The following is a 16,591-nucleotide window of genomic DNA, read 5'->3' on the forward strand; positions in this document are numbered from 1 at the left end:
AACGCTCAGCCGATCGTCCTCCGGATCCATTCTTCCGCAGCGCTTTTCGCCTCCGCGACCGATCGCGCGCTGACCTCGCGCAACATCCGGCCGTCGGCGGTCTCGATACGCCAGGCGCAGGTCGTCCGCGTGGTCGGCTTCACCAGACCGCGCGCATCGCCGAACGCCTTGACCAGCCACCAGCGGGTGCCGTCACCGGCCAACTCCCAGCCGTCGACCGCATCCGAGGGGCGCACCGGCCCGAACGGCTCGTCGGCATTCGCCCGAGTCTCGGCCACCGGCCCCCTCCTCCGCGATTCACGTTGCAGTCCAATGCTGGTCGATCTCGATACTCGATCTCGATGCACATTGTCGCGCAACATATCCTCGCGGCGGATTCGAACCCCTGGATCGGCGAGCCGCGTGGCGCACCCGCCGGCGGCGTCAGAAGCGGCGGGCGCCGGTGACCGGCATCTGCGCGAGCGCCGATCGGATGACACCCTCACCGCTCGTCGCGGCGTGCACGACCGTGCCGTCACCCGCGTAGAGAGCGGAGTGTCCGCCACCGTAGAACGACACGAGATCGCCCGGTTGCAGCGCATCCAGGTCGACCGGCGTGCCGGCGGTCAGCTGGTCGTAGCTCGTCCGCGGCAGGTCCACCCCGACCTGCCGGTACGCCCACTGCACCAGACCCGAGCAGTCGAAGGCATCGGGGCCGGTGGCACCCGAGCGGTAGGCCGAGCCGATCTTGGACTCGGCGGCCTCGAGCGCCCGCTCACCGACCGATTTCATGGGCTCCGGCGGGGCCGGATGGATTTCCGGGAAGAGCCCGGGAATTGTGAACTGCGGCGGTAGTGGAATTCCCGGTACGACCGGGGCGGGTATCGGCGAGTCGGCGTGTGCGGGGCCCGCAGTCGCCACCATCGTGCCCGCCGCGCCGAACAGAACGACCAGCGTTGCCGCGGTCGACCAGGCCCTACGACCCGGAAAGCGGGTACATCGACCCGCCTCGGTTCCTGCCATGATGCGTTCCTCCGAATCTCGTAGCGAGAGCAGATTTCCGAAACACCACGGTGATCAGTCGATCGTTGGATCCGGGGAGCAATGATTCGCCACGGTCGGGGAGAAACCAAATACCGAACGCGCCAATTCGAATAACAAAACGATAAATTCGCGAAATACCTCAGATATCGCTGGTATCTCGATATAATCCCTACGGCCGTCCGGCGGGGGTCGCGGACGTATCCGGGCCGGTCGCCAGCAGGGAATGGCGGCGGCTGTAGGTCAGGTAGACGATCGCGCCGACGGCGAACCAGACGGCGAAGCGCAACCACGTCACCGGTTGCAGGTAGGTGATCAGCCAGATCGAGAAGCCGATGCCGAGCAGGGGCACCACCGGCATCCCCGGCGTACGGAAGCCGCGCGGCAGATCCGGACGGCGATAGCGCAGCACGATCACCGCCGCACAGACCACGATGAAGGCCAGCAGGATGCCGATATTGGTCAGCTCGGCGGCCTGGCCGATCGGCAGCAGCCCCGCGATCACCGCCGACGCGACACCGACGATCCAGGTGATCCGCGTGGGCACCTGGCGTACCGGGTGGGTTTTGGCAAACCACTGGGGCAGCAAGCCGTCCCGGCTCATCGAGTACCAGACGCGGGTGACGCCGAGCATGAAGGTGAACAGCACCGTCATAATGCCGACGATGGCGCCGGCCGCGATCAGACTGCCCAGCCCGGGCAGGCCGACGGATTCGAAGGCGGTGGACAACCCGCTCTCCGGGTCGATGTCGGTGTAGTGCTGCATTCCGGTCAGGACCAGACAGACCAGCACATAGAGCACCATCGACACCACCAGCGACAACAGAATCGCCTTGGGCAGATGACGTTTCGCGTCCACCGACTCCTCGGCCGCGGTCGACATCGCGTCGTAGCCGAAGACCGCGAAGAAGACGGTCGCCGCCCCGGTGACCGCGCCGGACATGCCGAACGGGAAGTACGGGTGGTAGTTGGCGGAATCGATGTGGAAGAACCCGACCGCGATCACCACCACGACGACCACGATCTTCAGGCCCACCACGAAGGTTTCGAATCGCGCCGCGGCCCGGATACCCAAGTTCAGCAGGGCGGCGATGAGCAGGCACAGCATCGCGGCGAACAGATCCACCACATGGCCGTGCCCGGTTCCCGGCGCACCCAGCATCCACTCGGGGAGCTCGATATCCAACTGTCCCAACAGGAATTGGATGTAGCCGGAGATGCCGATCGCCACCACCGACACGATCGCGGTGTATTCGAGCAGCAGATCCCAGCCGATGAACCAGCCCACCGGTTCGCCGAGTACGGCGTAACCGTAGGTGTAGGCCGAACCGGCGCGCGGAATGAGTCCCGCGAATTCGGCGTAGGACAGCGCGGCGGCGGCGCTCGCGACGCCGGCGATCAGGAAGGAGACGAGGACGGCCGGGCCGGCGGTCTGATTCGCGACCGCACCGGCCAGCGTGAAGATGCCGGCGCCGATGATGCCGCCCACCCCGATGGCGGTCAGCTGCCACAGGCCCAGCGTGCGGTGCAGGGTGGTGGCGGATTCGTCCTGGATCTGGTCGATCGGCTTGCGCCGGAAGAACTCTCGCAGAGCGGGACCGGTTCGCATGGGCGCTCCTTGTCCGACGGGCGGCGCTGGTCAGCCCACAGTACCGATCTCACCGGCGGGTCGCCCGGTATCGGTCCCGGTGCGCGAGCGGCGGACCGCCACCGATGAAACAAGTTCTAGACATACTCGACCATTTGTCTTACCGTCGATACATGAGCACGACGATGTCTCGCGAGGCACGCTTCACCTTGCGTTCCGGCGACTCCTGGCGCGACCCCTGGCCGATGTACGCCGCCTTGCGGGAATCCGATCCGGTGCACCACGTCGTCCCCGAGAACCGCCCGCACGAGGACTACTACGTCCTGTCGCGCTACGCCGACATCTACGCGGCGGTGCGCGATCCCGAGACGTTCTCCTCGGCTCAGGGTCTGACGGTCGACTACAACAATCTCAGCGAGATCGGGCTCGGCGAGAACCGGCCGTTCGTCTTCACCGATCCGCCCGACCACACCGTCTTCCGGCGCCGCGTGGCCAAGGGGTTCACCCCGCGGCAGGTCCAGGAGATCCGGCCCGCGGTCGAGGCGTTCGTGATCGAGCGGCTGGAGAAGCTGCGCGCGGCCGGTGGCGGTGACATCTCGATGGAGTTGTTCAAACCGCTGCCCACCATGGTGGTGGCGCATTATCTCGGTGTGCCGGAGCAGGATCGGGCACAGTTCGATCGCTGGAGCGAGGCGATCGTGGCGGCCTCGGCGACCGGCGGTATCGAGCATGCGCAGGAGGCGGTCGGTGAGCTGACCCAGTACTTCATCGCGATGATCGAGAAGCGCAAACTCGAACCGGCGGACGACACCGTCTCCCATCTGGTGGCCTCGGGACTCGGCGCCGGCGGCGACTTCGGCGAAATCCTGCAGATCATCGGTTTCGCGTTCACGATGATCACCGGGGGCAACGACACCACCACCGGAAATCTGGGCGGCGCGGTGCAATTGCTGACCAGCTACCCCGAGCAACGGCAGCGCCTGCTCGACGATCCGAGCCTGATTCCGGGCGCGGTCGACGAATTCCTGCGCATGACCTCGCCGGTGCAGGGTCTGGCCCGCACCACCACCCGCGACGTCGAGATCGAGGGCGTCACCATTCCGGCGGGACGGCGGGTGCTGATGCTGTACGCGTCGGCCAACCGGGACGAGCGCGAATACGGTTCGGACGCAAGCGAACTCGATGTGACGCGGAATCCGAAGAACATCCTCACCTTCGGCAACGGCAACCACCACTGCCTCGGCGCGGCCGCCGCCCGCATGCAGGCCACCATCGCGCTACGGGAACTGCTGGCCCGCTGCCCGGACTTCTCCGTGGATCCGGACGGCGTCCGATACACCGAGGGCAATTACGTGCGCTGGCCGGTCAACGTTCCCTTCGTCCCGGCATGAGCGACTGGCTGGCGCATCCGCGCTCCCTGCAGGCGGCCGAGCGGATCCTGGACGCCGCCGCGAGCCTGTTCTCCGAACGCGGCGTGAACGCGACCCAGATGGGCGATATCGCCAAGGCCGCCGGCTGCTCGCGGGCGACGCTGTACCGCTACTTCGACAGCCGGCAGGCGGTGCAACTGGCGTACGTGCATCGCGAGGCACGGCGGGTGGGCGCCCGCGTCACCGCCGAGATCGGGACGATCGCCGACCCCGGCGAACGCGCCGTCGCCGGAGTGCTGGCCAGTCTCCGCGCGGTGCGTTCGGACCCGCTGCTGATCGCCTGGTTCCGCCCCGACGACGCCGGAGCGACCCTGCAGATCGCCCAGACCTCCGAGGTGATCGAGGCCATCGCCCGCTCGCTGTTCACCGCGGAAACGTCCTCGGCACAGGATGATTGGGCGCAGCTGGCCCGCTGGCTGACCCGCATCATCGTCTCGCTGCTCACGGTGCCCGGCCGGGACGAGGCCGAGGAGCGCGACATGCTGGAGCGCTTCATCGCTCCCCTCGTCGCCCGGGCCGGCTGAGCCCACTTTCCCGGCGCACACCGTCCCGGCGCACCCGCCCGGCCCGACGGCGCCGGACATGCCACGCGGGAGCCGTCGCGCGGCGCCACGCCCGCGCACCTTGCGCGCGCGGGCGTCGCCCAGCAGGCTTGGGATATGGATTCGCTCATCATGTCCGCTCGCGACCTCGATTTCCTGCTCTACGAGTGGCTCGACGTGACCGGGCTGACCGAGCGCGAGCGCTATCGGGAACACAGCCGCGAGACCTTCGATCAGGTGCTCGCGCTGAGCCGGGAGCTGGCCGAGAAGTACTTCGCCCCGCACAACCGCCAGGGCGATCTGCACGAGCCGACCTTCGACGGCGAGAAGGTGCACATCATTCCGGAGGTGGCGACGGCGCTGTCGGCCTTCGCGGAGGCGGGATTCGTCGGCGCCGCGATGGACGAGCGCGTGGGCGGTATGCAATTGCCGCATACGGTCTTCACCGCGTGCATGGCGTGGTTCTACGCCGCCAATGTGGCGACCGCCAGCTACGCGCTGCTGACCATCGGCAACGCCAACCTGCTCGCCGCGCACGCGGATTCGGAACAGCTCGACCGCTTCGTGCGGCCGATGCTCACCGGGCGCTACTTCGGCACGATGGCGCTGTCGGAACCCCAGGCGGGTTCCTCGCTGGCCGACATCACCACCAAGGCCGTCCCGCAGGACGACGGCACGTACCGGCTGTTCGGCCGCAAGATGTGGATCTCCGGCGGTGACCACGACCTGTCGGAGAACATCGTGCATCTGGTCCTGGCGCGCATTCCCGGATCGGATGCCGGAACCCGCGGCATCTCGCTGTTCATCGTGCCGAAATACCTGCCCGCCGAGGACGGTTCGCTCGGCGAGCGCAACGATGTGGTGCTGGCCGGGATCAACCACAAGATGGGCTGGCGCGGCACGGTGAACACGGCGCCGGTCTTCGGCGACGGGGCGTTCACACCCGGCGGCGCACCGGGTGCGGTCGGCTATCTGGTGGGTGAGCCGAATCGCGGACTGACCTACATGTTCCACATGATGAACGAGGCACGCCTGGGCGTCGGCCTGGCCGCTACCGCGTTGGGGTACACCGGCTTCCTCAAGGCCCTCGACTATGCCCGCAATCGGCCGCAGGGCCGCCCGGTGACGGCGAAGGGCGGTGCGAGCGCGCAGGTCCCGATCGCGCAGCATCCCGACGTTCGCCGAATGCTGCTGGCGCAGAAGGCCTATGCCGAAGGCGCGCTGGGCCTGCAGTTGTACTGCGGCACCCTGATCGACCGCCAGCGCAGCGCCGTGGACGCCGACGAGGCGCAGCGCGTCGCCCTCCTGCTGCGCGTCCTGACCCCGATCGCCAAGAGCTGGCCGAGCCAGTGGTGCCTGGCCGCCAACGACCTCGCCATCCAGGTGCACGGCGGCGCCGGATACACCCGCGACTACGACGTCGAACAGCATTACCGCGACAACCGCCTCAACCCGATTCACGAAGGGACACACGGCATTCAGAGCCTGGACCTGCTCGGCCGGGCGGTGGTCGCGGACGGCGGCGCGGCACTGACCCTGCTGCTCGACACCATGGGCGAAACGGTCGACCGGGCTCGCGCGACCGGCGACGCGGAACTCGGCGACTTCGCCGATGCGCTGGCCGCGGCCGCCGGACGCATCGCGACCACCACCGCCACGGTATGGCGCGACGCCGATCCGGAAGCGGCACTGGCGAATTCGTCCGCGTACCTGGAGGCGTTCGGACATGTGGTGCTGGCCTGGATCTGGCTGGAGCAGGCGGTGGCCGCCGCGCGCGGATCCGAGGACTTCCACCGCGGTAAGCGGGTCGCGGCACGGTACTTCTTCCACTGGGAATTGCCCCGTACCGCACCGCTTTTCGATCTGCTCGACGCGATGGATCGCACCACGACCGACCTCGACGACGCCTGGCTCTAACACACCGAGCCGGGCGGCGCCCACCCCTCCTGGCGATATTCGGCCATCGCGCCGCGGACTAATCTGGCCCGGTGGAGACGCACCCGGTGGAGATGGGCTGGCAGCAGCTGGCGCGGCAGTTCCTCGTCGACGAGGACGAGGCGATCATCGCGCTGAACAAGCCGGCCGGGATCGCCGTGACCGGGGAACGCCACGACACCGATCTGGTCGAGCTGGCCGCGGCCGAGGGAATCACCCTCTACCCGGTGCACCGCATCGACAAGGTCACCTCGGGCCTGGTGCTGTTCGCCAAGGATCTGGCCGCACACGGCGGATTGACCAGGCAGTTCACCAAGCGCACGGCCGACAAGCGGTATCTGGTCGTCACCGCCGCCACCGATCTGCCCGACACCGGCGTGATCGACCTGCCGTTGAGCGTCGGGCGCAAGAACCGGGTGCGGATCGCGGCACCGCGCGACACCATCCGGCGGGAGGGGCAGATGTGGACGGTCGCCGAGAGCGATCTGCTGGCCGGTAAGAACTATCCGTCCCGGACCGAGTTCACCACCGTGGCGCGGACCGATCGGCACACGGTACTGCTGGCCCGGCCGATCACCGGGCGGCGGCATCAGATCCGGGTTCACCTGGCCTGGATCGGCTATCCGATCGCGGGCGATCCGCTGTTCGACAAATCGGGTGAGTACGCGCGCACCCATCTGCACTCGCTGTCGTTGCGGGTGGAGGCGCCCTGGCGTGCGGATTCCGAACTCGCATTGACCGCCGTACCGGGTGCGGATTTCTTCTCGACGGGATCGAGCCCGATCATCGACGATCCGGCCGCCCTGCTCGAGCGGATCGCTGCGGAATAGCGCCCCGCCCTTTCCGGCATTTCCCCATAGCCTTCTGCTATAAAAGGTGGCATCCGTCACGCAGACGGCGCGCTGAGGACCTTCTACTCTGGACAAGTGCCGTATCGGCACACATGCGGCCGAAGCGATCACACCCGGGGGCCGATTCCACACGGGCTCGCACAGGTCGTTCCCGGCGACGGGCGCAACGGTGCGATCCCACGAGAAAGCGGACGCCATGATTCTGTTGGCACAGCTCAGCGATACCCACTTCGACCTGGATTCGCGCAACGCCGAACGAGTCGCCGCCGTTCTCGGCTACCTCGACCGATTACCGCGCCGGCCCGACGCCATCCTCGTGACCGGCGACCTCACCGAATCCGGGACCCTCGCCCAGTACGAACAGGCGCGCAAAGCGCTGACCACCGACATTCCGCTGTACGTCCTGCCCGGCAACCACGACGACCGGGCCAATCTGCGGCGGACGCTCCTCGACGGCGCCGCCGAGGAGGGACCGATCAATCAGGCCGTCGATATCGGCGGGCTCACCGTGGCACTGCTCGATTCCACGATTCCCGGTTCGGGCGGCGGGGAGCTGGGCGAGCGAACCTACGCGTGGCTGGACCGGTTGCTGGCCACCACGCCCGCGGACGCCTCCGTGCTGGTGGCGATGCACCACCCGCCGGTACCGATGTACTCGACGGTGGTCGATCCCATCCGGCTCGCCGATCCGGAACGGCTGGAGCGCACCGTCGCCGGTGATGCGCGGATTCTCGGCGTGCTCACCGGACATATGCACGCCATGGGCACCACGCTGTTCGGTGGGCGGCCACTGGTGGTGGCGCCCAGTGTGGCCTCGGCCATCGGCGGGGCATGGGAGGTCGAGGAGCCCGGCGACGTTCCGATCGACTACGCGCCCGACCCGTCCATGGTGCTGCACGCCGTCGCGGACCGGCGGCTGACCTCGATCGTCCGCACCGTGCCGATGGGCGGCCGGATCCGCGTACAACCGCGCTGAGCAGGGTTTCCGGAACGGGGTTCGGAGGCGGCGGCACGCGCCTACAGTGGAGATACTGTTCTCGATTCGAGGAGCGCGCGCATGCCCGCTACCAAGCCGTCGGTCATCATCGTCGGAGCCGGGTTCGGGGGACTCGGCGCGGCAATCGAGCTGCAGCGCAACGGTTTCGACGACCTCACGATTCTGGAGCGGGCGAGCGACCTGGGCGGGGTGTGGCGGGAGAACACCTATCCGGGCGCGGCCTGCGACGTGCCCTCACCGCTGTACTCGTTCTCCTACGAACCGAAGCCGGATTGGCCGCATCGCTACTCCGGTCAGGCCGAGATCCTGGGCTACCTGCATGCGGTGGCGACGAAACATCGGTTGCTCGAGCGGATCCGATTCGGCGCCGAGGTCACCGAGGCGAGCTTCGACGAACACGCCGGGCGCTGGACGGTTCGCACCGCCGACGGCGACATCCGATCCGCCGACGTGCTGATCAGCGCGGTCGGGCAGCTGTCGCGCCCGCGCATGCCCGATATCGCGGGCATCGAGACGTTCGCCGGGCCGTCGTTCCATTCCGCGCAGTGGAACCACGATGTCGACCTCGCCGGCAAGCGGGTCGCGGTGATCGGAACCGGCGCCAGCGCAATCCAATTCGTACCCGCCATCGCACCCGAGGTGGCCCGTCTGACGCTGTTCCAGCGGACCGCTGCCTGGGTGGTGCGGCGCACCGACCGCGAGTACCGGCCGATCCATCACGCCCTGTTCGCACACGTGCCCGGCCTGCGGCTGGCCCAGCGCCTGTGGGTGTGGTGCTTTCTGGAGTTCTTCTCCCTGGGCTTGACCGCGATCCCGCCGATCCGGCGCATCGCGACCTGGCTGGGTACCCGCGCGCTTCGCCACGATGTGCCCGATCCGCGATTGCGCGCGAAGCTGACCCCCGACTATCCGGTGTTGTGCAAACGGGTGCTGTTCTCCAACGAGTACTACCCGGCGCTGATGCGGCCGAATGTGGACGTCGTGACCGAGCCCATCGCCGAGGTGGTGCCCGAGGGCGTGCGCACCGCGGACGGAACCGTGCACCCGGCCGACGTGATCGTCTACGGCACCGGCTTCAAGGGCAGCGAATTCCTCTGGCCGATCCGGATATTCGGTCGCGACGGCGCGGAACTGGAGAAGATGTGGGCCGAGGGGGCCCGCGCCTATCTCGGGATGACGGTGCCGGGATTCCCGAATCTGTTCCTGATGTACGGACCCAACACCAATCTGGGCACCGGCTCGATCATCTACATGATCGAATGCCAGGCCCGCTACATCCGGCAGGCCGTGGCACATCTGAGCGAACATCCGGGATCCTGTCTCGAGGTGAAGTCCGAGACCGCGGCGGCCTTCGATGCGCAGACCCAGCGCCGGTTGCTGCGCACGCCGTGGACCGCGTGCTCGAGCTGGTACCGCAATGCCGCCGGGCGGATCACCAACAACTGGCCCGGCACCGTCACCGCGTACCGCTTGCGCACCCGGTCTCTGAATCCGGACGACTACGTCCTGCGCGCACCGGAACCGGTCCATACGTCATGACCAGCCGACGCGGTCCGCGTACGACCTCCGCCCCGGCGAGGGCCGTCCCGCAGTCCGCCGGTGCTGGCAGACTTGAGCCGTGACCGCGCCTCCTTCCGCCGGCGCCGAGCCGCGAATCGCTCACGGCCCGCTGCGCCCCGTCGAACTCGCCACCGCGGCGGTCCTCGGTGGGGTGACCGTCGGGCTGGTGACCATCGGCTCGGTGGTGCCCTACGCGGCGGCCCTCAATCTGGTCGCCGCGGTGCCGATGGGCCTGCTGGCGCAGCGCTACCGGCTGCGCGCCATCCTGGGCGCGACCGTGGCCGCGACCCTGGTGAGCTTCGTCGCCGCCGGCCTGGTGCCCGCGGCCACCGTGGTCAGCGCGGCGACCATCGGCGGCATCATCGGAATCGTCAAACGGCGGCGACGCGGACTGATCACCGTCCTGTTCCTGTCGTCACTGGCCGGATTGATCTGGGCGGCCTTCTCGGTCGGCATGCTCTACCTGTTCGCCGCCTCGCGGCGGCTGGTCTTCGACAACGTGCGCAATATCGCCCAGGGCATCGATCACATGCTCTCCCGGCAGCCACAGCTGGAATCGCTGGGCAACGGTGTCGTCTCGGTCACCGACAGCGTGCTGAGCTGGTGGTGGCTCTACATCGGCGGCGGTGTATTCCTGGGCGTGGTCATGACCGCCGTCTTCTCCTGGTTCGTCCTCGGCTCGGTCCTGGATCGGCTGGAGTGGCTGCCGGGGCGGGATCGACTGGACGCGCCGGCCGATACCCGCGCGGTCGCACCGGTGCCGGTCCGGTTGCGCGGCGTGTCCTTCCGCTATCCGGGTGCGCGCGCCGATGCGCTGAGCGATATCGACCTGTCCGTCGAGATCGGCGAATTCGTCGCCGTCGTCGGCCACAACGGATCCGGCAAGTCGACGCTGACCCGGCTGCTGGCCGGCCTTCCGCCCACCGGCGGCACGGTCGAACGTCCCGGTTCGGCGGGGCTCGGCGTGATCGGCGGCACCGCGCTGGTGCTGCAGCGGCCCGAGAGTCAGACGCTGGGGGTACTGGTTGCCGACGACGTGGTGTGGGGGCTGCCCGCCGAGGCCGCGCGGGCGGTCGACGTGGAGGCGTTGCTGTGCGAGGTCGGGCTGAGCGGGCTCGGTGGCGCGGAGACCGCGACCCTGTCCGGCGGCCAGCAACAGCGCCTGGCGGTGGCGGCCGCCCTAGCTCGGAATCCCGCACTGCTCGTGGCCGACGAGGCGACTTCGATGATCGATCCGGACGGCCGGCGCGAACTGGTCGCGCTGCTCGCCGGATTGCCCGCCCGGCACCGGATGGCCGTCGTCCTGGTCACCCACCACGAGGCCGACGCGGCGGCGGCCGAGCGGGTCATCCATCTCTCCGGAGGTCGCCAGGTCGACCATCTGCCGGCCTGGCCGCGCCCGGTGCGCAATCTGCGACGCTCCCCGATCGGCGAACCGCTGCTGGAGCTGCGGGATGTGCGCCACACCTACAACCGCGGCACCCCGTGGGCGGCGACCGCGCTGCGCGGGGTGAATCTGACCGTCCATCGCGGGGAGACACTGCTCGTGGTCGGCGGCAACGGGTCGGGAAAATCCACCCTGGCCTGGATCATGGCGGGACTCGTCGTGCCGACCACCGGCAGTTGCCGGCTGTGCGACTACACGGGGTCGCGGCCGGTGCACAAGCGCATCGGCGCGGTCGAGCTGGCCTTCCAGCACTCCCGGCTGCAACTGCAGCGCCAGACCGTCGGCGCCGAGATCGAGGATTGGGGCGGGCACGGCACCGGTTCCGGGGCGGTGGGCCGCGCGCTCGACGCGGTCGGGCTGGACCGGGCGATGGCCTCCCGCTCGATCGAGGAATTGTCGGGTGGTCAGGCCAAGCGAGTGGTTCTCGCCGCGATCGTCGCCAGTCGCCCGCAGGTCGTGGTGCTCGACGAACCCCTGGCCGGACTCGATCCGGAGGGCCGCGCGGAGGTGGTGGAACTGCTCGCCCGGCTGCGGGATTCGGGACTGACGCTGATCGTCATCTCGCACGATGTGGCCGATATGGAGAGTGTCTGCGACCGGACGGTCCACCTGCAATCCGGTCTCATCCTGGAAAGCCTGCCGGCCGTCGCGGCCGCCGCCGAGAGCTCGGCCGATGCCGCCGGCGCCCCGGCGGTGGCGCCCCCGGGTCCGGCCGAACCCGTACTCGGCCCGCCGGCCGACGGCGACGGGCGCGGGGAAACGGGGATCGCGGGCCCGCGGTCCGAACCGGTGCAGCCCGGGACGAACGGCGCGACGGACGGCGGCCGGCCCGAGACCGATCGAGCCCGGGGCACACAGCGCCGCAGCCGCGGCCGGCACGGCGACGCCCTCGGAGGTGCGCGATGAGTATGGTGCTGCTGCGCGAAGTTCCGGTCGACAGCCCGATCCATCGGCTGTGGGCCGGGACCAAGATGATCGTCGCCTTCTTCATCAGTGTGCTGCTGATGTTGCAGCCCGCGTGGCCGGTCCTGGGCGTGGTGGTCGCCTTCCTGATCGCGATCGGCCTGATCGCCCGGCTGCCGCTGGGCACGTTGCCGCGGCTGCCGTGGTGGTTCTGGGCACTGATCGTGCTCGGCGGGCTGATCACCATCCCGACCGGTGGTGCCGCCGTACTGCGGTATGTCCAGGTCACGCTGTTCGGGCTGGTGTTGCTGACCACCTCGTTCCTGATCGCCTGGACGACCCCGATGAGCGAGATCGCTCCCGCCCTGGCCAAACTCGGTGCGCCGCTGCGAGTTCTGCGGATTCCGGTGGACGAATGGGCGGTCGTCGTGGCGCTGACCCTGCGCGGACTGCCACTGCTGATGGACGAGATCCGGGTGTTGCGCGCCGCCCGCCGGCTGCGTCCGAAGGACGGGTCGATGGCGCGCGGAGCCGCGAATCCGCTCGTGGACATTCTCACCGCGGCCATGGCCGTCGCCACCCGTCGCGCCGGGGAGTTGGGCGAGGCCATCACGGCACGCGGCGGGACAGGTGAATTGACCGCGCATCCGGCCGGACCCCGCCGGGCCGACTACCTCGCTCTCGTCCTGTCGGTGGTGGTGTGCGGCGGCGCGGCGGCGATCGGCGTGTTTCTGTAACTCGCCGAAGCAAATCTTCAGCGATCTCATGTCGAAACGGGCAAACTTATTCCGCTTTGCGAAACACGAAGTCAGGCGATCGAATTCACCCCACTTTGCGACCGAGTGAAGGTACGGTTACCTCAGTGAGTTAGCCGGACCGCGGCTCCACGCGCAGGGGTTGAGATACGTCGGGGGTATTGGGTTCTCAGCGCGCGTCGTTTTCGGCTACCGAATTTCTTCCTGATGGAGATTGGAACCGGAATGTTTCTGCGCAAGTTCGCCGCTCTTGCCCTTCCGGCAGTAGTGGCCGTCGCCCTCGGGGCAGGTACCGTCCATGCCGATACCGGCGCACCCACGGTGCGCTACGAAACCCATCTGACGGGCAATACCGTCGAAACCACTCTCGACGGCGGCTTTTTCCGCGTCGACGCCGACGGACGCACCGTCGACGTCACCGACGCCGACGGCCGCGCGCTCGTCACACTGCCGCTGTCCTTGCGGCAGGACGGTGTGGAATACCCCCTGCCCCACCAGGTGCGCGACGACGCCCGGGTCCTGGAATTGACCGTAGTGAAGGACGCCGCGGCGGCGCGGCCCGCGCCGGTGACCCCGGTGGCCTCGCCGCTGGAGAATCAGAGCGCGATGAACGCGTTCGCAACCCAATTCGGGCTCGGAACCGCGATCGGCAGCTTCATCGGTACCGCCATCGGCGGAGTGATCGGCTTGGTCGTCGGCGCCGCGGCAGGCGGTATCGGGGCGATTCCGGGATTCATCACGGGTGCCACCGCGGGCGCGATCATCGGCTCGCTGGTGGTCGGCGGACCCACGCTGGTCGTGGCCGCCATCGATCTCATCAGCACGCTGAGCGCTCCGGCGGGCACCACGAAGTGGTACACCGCCACCACGAACTGACTCGCCCAACCGAACATCCCGAAGGGTCCGGCGCCCACACCTCGTGGCGCCGGGCCGTCGGGCCGCGGCACGAGAACGGGTCGCCCGCGCGAGTAGCCGGCCCGTTCGGGAGGCCGAAACCGGTTGTGACGGAACTACTTCTCGTCCGGCACCCACGCCGGATGCCACAGCCGCCCGGACTCGGTCCAGTTCATATACCGCACCGTGCCGGGAATTTTCGGCGTCGCCCAGACGGCATCCTTGCGTTCGTCGGCGGTCAGCTCGTTGGCGAAGGGACTGGTCTTGCGGCGGAGGGGCCGCAGGCGCGCGGTCAGCCCCGACATCTCGCGGTCGCTGAAGCCGGTACCCACCCGGCCGATGTAATACAGCTCGCCGTCGTAGCGGACGCCGACCAGCAGGGAGGCGAATTCTCGTGCGGCACTGCGACGCCAGCCACCGATGATCACCTCCTGGGTGCGCCAGTTGCGGGTCTTGATCCACGACTGGCCGCGCTTGCCGGGCAGATAAACCGAATCCTTGCGTTTGGCGACGACTCCCTCGAGCCGATGCTCACGGCTGTATTCCAGGGCGTCCGCACCGGAACCCTCCAGGCGCGGCGGGACGAGCAGCGAGGGCACGCCCTCGGCCAGCGCCTCCAGCACCTGCCGCCGATCCGCGTAGCGCTTGCGCAGCAGCGAGGTGCCGTCCAGATACAGCACGTCGAAGGCGACCAGTTCCGCATGGGCCGGATCCGCCTGCAACAGGGCCAGATTCGACGAACCCTCGGCATCGAAGACGACCGCCTCCCCGTCGAGCACGATCCGATGCCCCCGCAGTTGCCGCCCCAGCTCGGCGATGCGCGGATAGCGGTCGGTGACGATATTGCCCGCCCGGCTGCGGATCACCACGTTGCCGTCGTCGATTTCCGTGATGACCCGGAACCCGTCCCATTTGGTCTCGAAGACCCAGTCCCGGGCGCCGAGTTTCGCCACTTCCCCGGAGGTCGCCAGCATCGGCGACAGTCCGCGCGGGAACTCGGCTCCGCCCGACCGCGTCTCGGTCCGGCTCGTGGTGCGCGCTGCGACATCGTGTTCGGCGACGCCGTTTTCGGCCGCGCCGGAGCCGCCGCTACGTCCGGCAACCTCTTGCGGGTCGCCTCGGTGACCGTCGGCCGAATCCCCTTGCTCCGCCTCCTCTTCCGGCTCGGCGACCTGCGATTTCATCAGGTGCATCAACCACTGCTTGCCGTCGGTGCGGATGAAGGCGTAGCGGCCGTCGAGACGCTCGCCGTGAAACTGGACGATCACCTCGTCCGCACGCCACTTCTCGGTGTCGTAGGTGCCGGTGTCCCAGATCGTCATCTGCCCGGCACCGTATTCACCGCGCGGGATGGTGCCGTGGAAATGGAGGTATTCCAGCGGATGGTCCTCGGTGTGCACGGCCAGCCGGTTCTGTGACGGCGAGGTCGGCGGCCCCTTCGGCACCGCCCACGACACCAGCACACCGTCGCGTTCGAGTCGCACATCCCAGTGCAGTCGCCGAGCGTGATGCTCCTGCACCACGAAGCGATCACCCGCACCGGGATCGGGCGGCCCGGGCGGAACCGGTTCCGGCGTGCGGTCGGGGTCGCGCATGGACCGGTAGGTCTGCAGCGGATCCACCGCGCCGGCGCCCAGGGGCGGATCCAAACCCGCCAGCAGATCCCCGTCGGAACGCCAGCGTTCGAGTACCTCGTCGAAGTGCAACTGCCGCAGGCGCTTTCGGTCGGCGATCTCGTCCCAGCTGCGCGGCGCCGCGACCGTCGGCTGCTCGCGCCCGCGCAGCGAATACGGCGCGATGGTCGTCTTCGCGGGGTTGTTCTGGCTCCAGTCCAGGAAGATCTTGCCCGGCCGCACGGCCTTCGACATCGCCGCCGTGACCAGCGCCGGATGCAGCTTCTCCAGCCCGGTCGCCAGCTGTTTCGCGACCGTCGAGGCGCCGCCGGGACTCAGTACCCGGTCCAGCGGCACATAGATGTGAATACCCTTGCTGCCGCTGGTCACCGGATAGGCATCGAGACCGGCGTCGCGGACGGTATCGCGAATCCACAACGCCACCGTCGCGCAATCGGCCAGGTCCACCCCCGGCCCGGGATCGAGATCGAAGACGATGCGGGTGGCCGGACCGCGCGATCCGTCGACGAAACGCCATTGCGGCACATGGATTTCCAGCGACGCCTGCTGTCCGAGCCACGCCAGCCCGGCCACCGAGTCGATGACCGGATAGTTCACCCGGCGATCGGAATGATCCATCGGCCGGCGCTGAATCCATTTCGGCGCGTGCGAGGCCAGATTCTTTTCGAAGAACGAGGATTCGCTCACCCCGTTGGGCCAGCGCTTACGCGTCACCGGACGGTCGGCGATATGCGGCAGCAGAGCCGGTGCGATGGCGGTGTAGTAGTCGATCACCTCACCCTTGGTGGTACCCGTCGCCGGATACAGCACCTTGTCGAGGTTGGTCAGACCGACCTCGATGCCCCCGAACTCGCGGCGCGCCGCCATAGTCGCAGTGTAAAGCGAAAACGGGCCCCGCCGGAGGAGTGAACCTCCGGCCGGTGCCCGTCCTCGATCGGCGAGTGAGCCCGGTTGTACCGGGCATCCCGCCTCGTGCTCAGCCCTCCGGCGGCTGCGGCGCCTGCGGCGGGGTGGCGGGCGGAGTCTGCGGGGGCG

The 16,591-nt window shown here is 68.6% G+C and carries 13 protein-coding genes; 9 read left to right on the forward strand and 4 right to left on the reverse strand.

The genetic code is table 11. The features are described from left to right. Positions 1-5: 5 nt before the first annotated feature. From A5789_RS18440 to A5789_RS18450, 3 genes are all read right to left on the reverse strand, one after another. Positions 6-278, reverse strand: coding sequence for a hypothetical protein (locus A5789_RS18440; RefSeq protein ID WP_063017623.1), 273 nt, complete (start codon positions 276-278; stop codon positions 6-8). A 145-nt stretch (positions 279-423) separates the two neighbouring features. Beyond that, positions 424-903, reverse strand: a complete 480-nt coding sequence (locus tag A5789_RS18445; RefSeq protein ID WP_227463043.1) for a C40 family peptidase — start codon at positions 901-903, stop codon at positions 424-426. A 289-nt stretch (positions 904-1,192) separates the two neighbouring features. Further along, positions 1,193-2,629: an amino acid permease gene (locus A5789_RS18450; RefSeq protein WP_064902615.1), complete on the reverse strand. Its 1,437-nt coding sequence runs from the start codon at positions 2,627-2,629 to the stop codon at positions 1,193-1,195. Positions 2,630-2,781: 152 nt separating this feature from the next. Between A5789_RS18450 and A5789_RS18455 the strand changes: the two genes are divergently transcribed. From A5789_RS18455 to A5789_RS18495, 9 genes are all read left to right on the forward strand, one after another. Beyond that, on the forward strand, positions 2,782-3,999 hold the full coding sequence (locus A5789_RS18455; RefSeq protein WP_064902614.1) for a cytochrome P450: 1,218 nt from the start codon (positions 2,782-2,784) through the stop codon (positions 3,997-3,999). Beyond that, on the forward strand, positions 3,996-4,562 hold the full coding sequence (locus tag A5789_RS18460) for a TetR/AcrR family transcriptional regulator (protein ID WP_064902613.1): 567 nt from the start codon (positions 3,996-3,998) through the stop codon (positions 4,560-4,562). The genes A5789_RS18455 and A5789_RS18460 overlap by 4 nt, the downstream gene beginning before the upstream one ends. Positions 4,563-4,697: 135 nt before the next feature. After that, entirely contained in the window at positions 4,698-6,497 is a 1,800-nt protein-coding gene (locus tag A5789_RS18465) for an acyl-CoA dehydrogenase (protein WP_063017615.1), read from the forward strand. A gap of 71 nt (positions 6,498-6,568) precedes the next feature. Next, complete coding sequence (locus tag A5789_RS18470; RefSeq protein WP_227463041.1) at positions 6,569-7,345, forward strand: RluA family pseudouridine synthase; 777 nt, start codon at positions 6,569-6,571, stop codon at positions 7,343-7,345. 217 nt (positions 7,346-7,562) lie between these two features. Further along, a complete protein-coding gene (locus tag A5789_RS18475; protein ID WP_064902620.1) occupies positions 7,563-8,342 on the forward strand; it encodes a metallophosphoesterase in 780 nt (259 codons plus the stop codon). 81 nt (positions 8,343-8,423) lie between these two features. Beyond that, on the forward strand, positions 8,424-9,902 hold the full coding sequence (locus tag A5789_RS18480; protein ID WP_063017613.1) for an NAD(P)/FAD-dependent oxidoreductase: 1,479 nt from the start codon (positions 8,424-8,426) through the stop codon (positions 9,900-9,902). Between the two features lie 79 nt (positions 9,903-9,981). Further along, positions 9,982-12,276 (forward strand): ATP-binding cassette domain-containing protein, encoded by a 2,295-nt coding sequence (locus A5789_RS18485; RefSeq protein WP_082940796.1) that lies wholly within the window; start codon positions 9,982-9,984, stop codon positions 12,274-12,276. Then, on the forward strand, positions 12,273-13,010 hold the full coding sequence (locus tag A5789_RS18490; RefSeq protein WP_030513304.1) for an energy-coupling factor transporter transmembrane protein EcfT: 738 nt from the start codon (positions 12,273-12,275) through the stop codon (positions 13,008-13,010). The genes A5789_RS18485 and A5789_RS18490 overlap by 4 nt, the downstream gene beginning before the upstream one ends. A 225-nt stretch (positions 13,011-13,235) precedes the next feature. Further along, positions 13,236-13,904 (forward strand): ammonium transporter, encoded by a 669-nt coding sequence (locus tag A5789_RS18495; RefSeq protein ID WP_227463040.1) that lies wholly within the window; start codon positions 13,236-13,238, stop codon positions 13,902-13,904. A gap of 134 nt (positions 13,905-14,038) precedes the next feature. Here the strand turns inward: A5789_RS18495 and A5789_RS18500 are convergent, their stop codons facing one another. After that, positions 14,039-16,423, reverse strand: a complete 2,385-nt coding sequence (locus A5789_RS18500) for an ATP-dependent DNA ligase (RefSeq protein WP_064902612.1) — start codon at positions 16,421-16,423, stop codon at positions 14,039-14,041. Between the last annotated feature and the right edge of the window lie 168 nt (positions 16,424-16,591).

The organism is Nocardia sp. 852002-51101_SCH5132738, from assembly GCF_001665695.1.
GTDB classification, from domain to species: domain Bacteria; phylum Actinomycetota; class Actinomycetes; order Mycobacteriales; family Mycobacteriaceae; genus Nocardia; species Nocardia nova.

Excerpts from the sequence above, each read along its gene's own strand:
- A5789_RS18445 (WP_227463043.1), bottom strand. The coding sequence starts at position 903 with ATGGTGGCGACTGCGGGCCCCGCACACGCCGACTCGCCGATACCCGCC.
- A5789_RS18450 (WP_064902615.1), bottom strand. The coding sequence starts at position 2,629 with ATGCGAACCGGTCCCGCTCTGCGAGAGTTCTTCCGGCGCAAGCCGATC.
- A5789_RS18455 (WP_064902614.1), top strand. The coding sequence starts at position 2,782 with ATGAGCACGACGATGTCTCGCGAGGCACGCTTCACCTTGCGTTCCGGC.
- A5789_RS18460 (WP_064902613.1), top strand. The coding sequence starts at position 3,996 with ATGAGCGACTGGCTGGCGCATCCGCGCTCCCTGCAGGCGGCCGAGCGG.
- A5789_RS18465 (WP_063017615.1), top strand. The coding sequence starts at position 4,698 with ATGGATTCGCTCATCATGTCCGCTCGCGACCTCGATTTCCTGCTCTAC.
- A5789_RS18475 (WP_064902620.1), top strand. The coding sequence starts at position 7,563 with ATGATTCTGTTGGCACAGCTCAGCGATACCCACTTCGACCTGGATTCG.
- A5789_RS18480 (WP_063017613.1), top strand. The coding sequence starts at position 8,424 with ATGCCCGCTACCAAGCCGTCGGTCATCATCGTCGGAGCCGGGTTCGGG.
- A5789_RS18490 (WP_030513304.1), top strand. The coding sequence starts at position 12,273 with ATGAGTATGGTGCTGCTGCGCGAAGTTCCGGTCGACAGCCCGATCCAT.
- A5789_RS18495 (WP_227463040.1), top strand. The coding sequence starts at position 13,236 with ATGGAGATTGGAACCGGAATGTTTCTGCGCAAGTTCGCCGCTCTTGCC.
- A5789_RS18500 (WP_064902612.1), bottom strand. The coding sequence starts at position 16,423 with ATGGCGGCGCGCCGCGAGTTCGGGGGCATCGAGGTCGGTCTGACCAAC.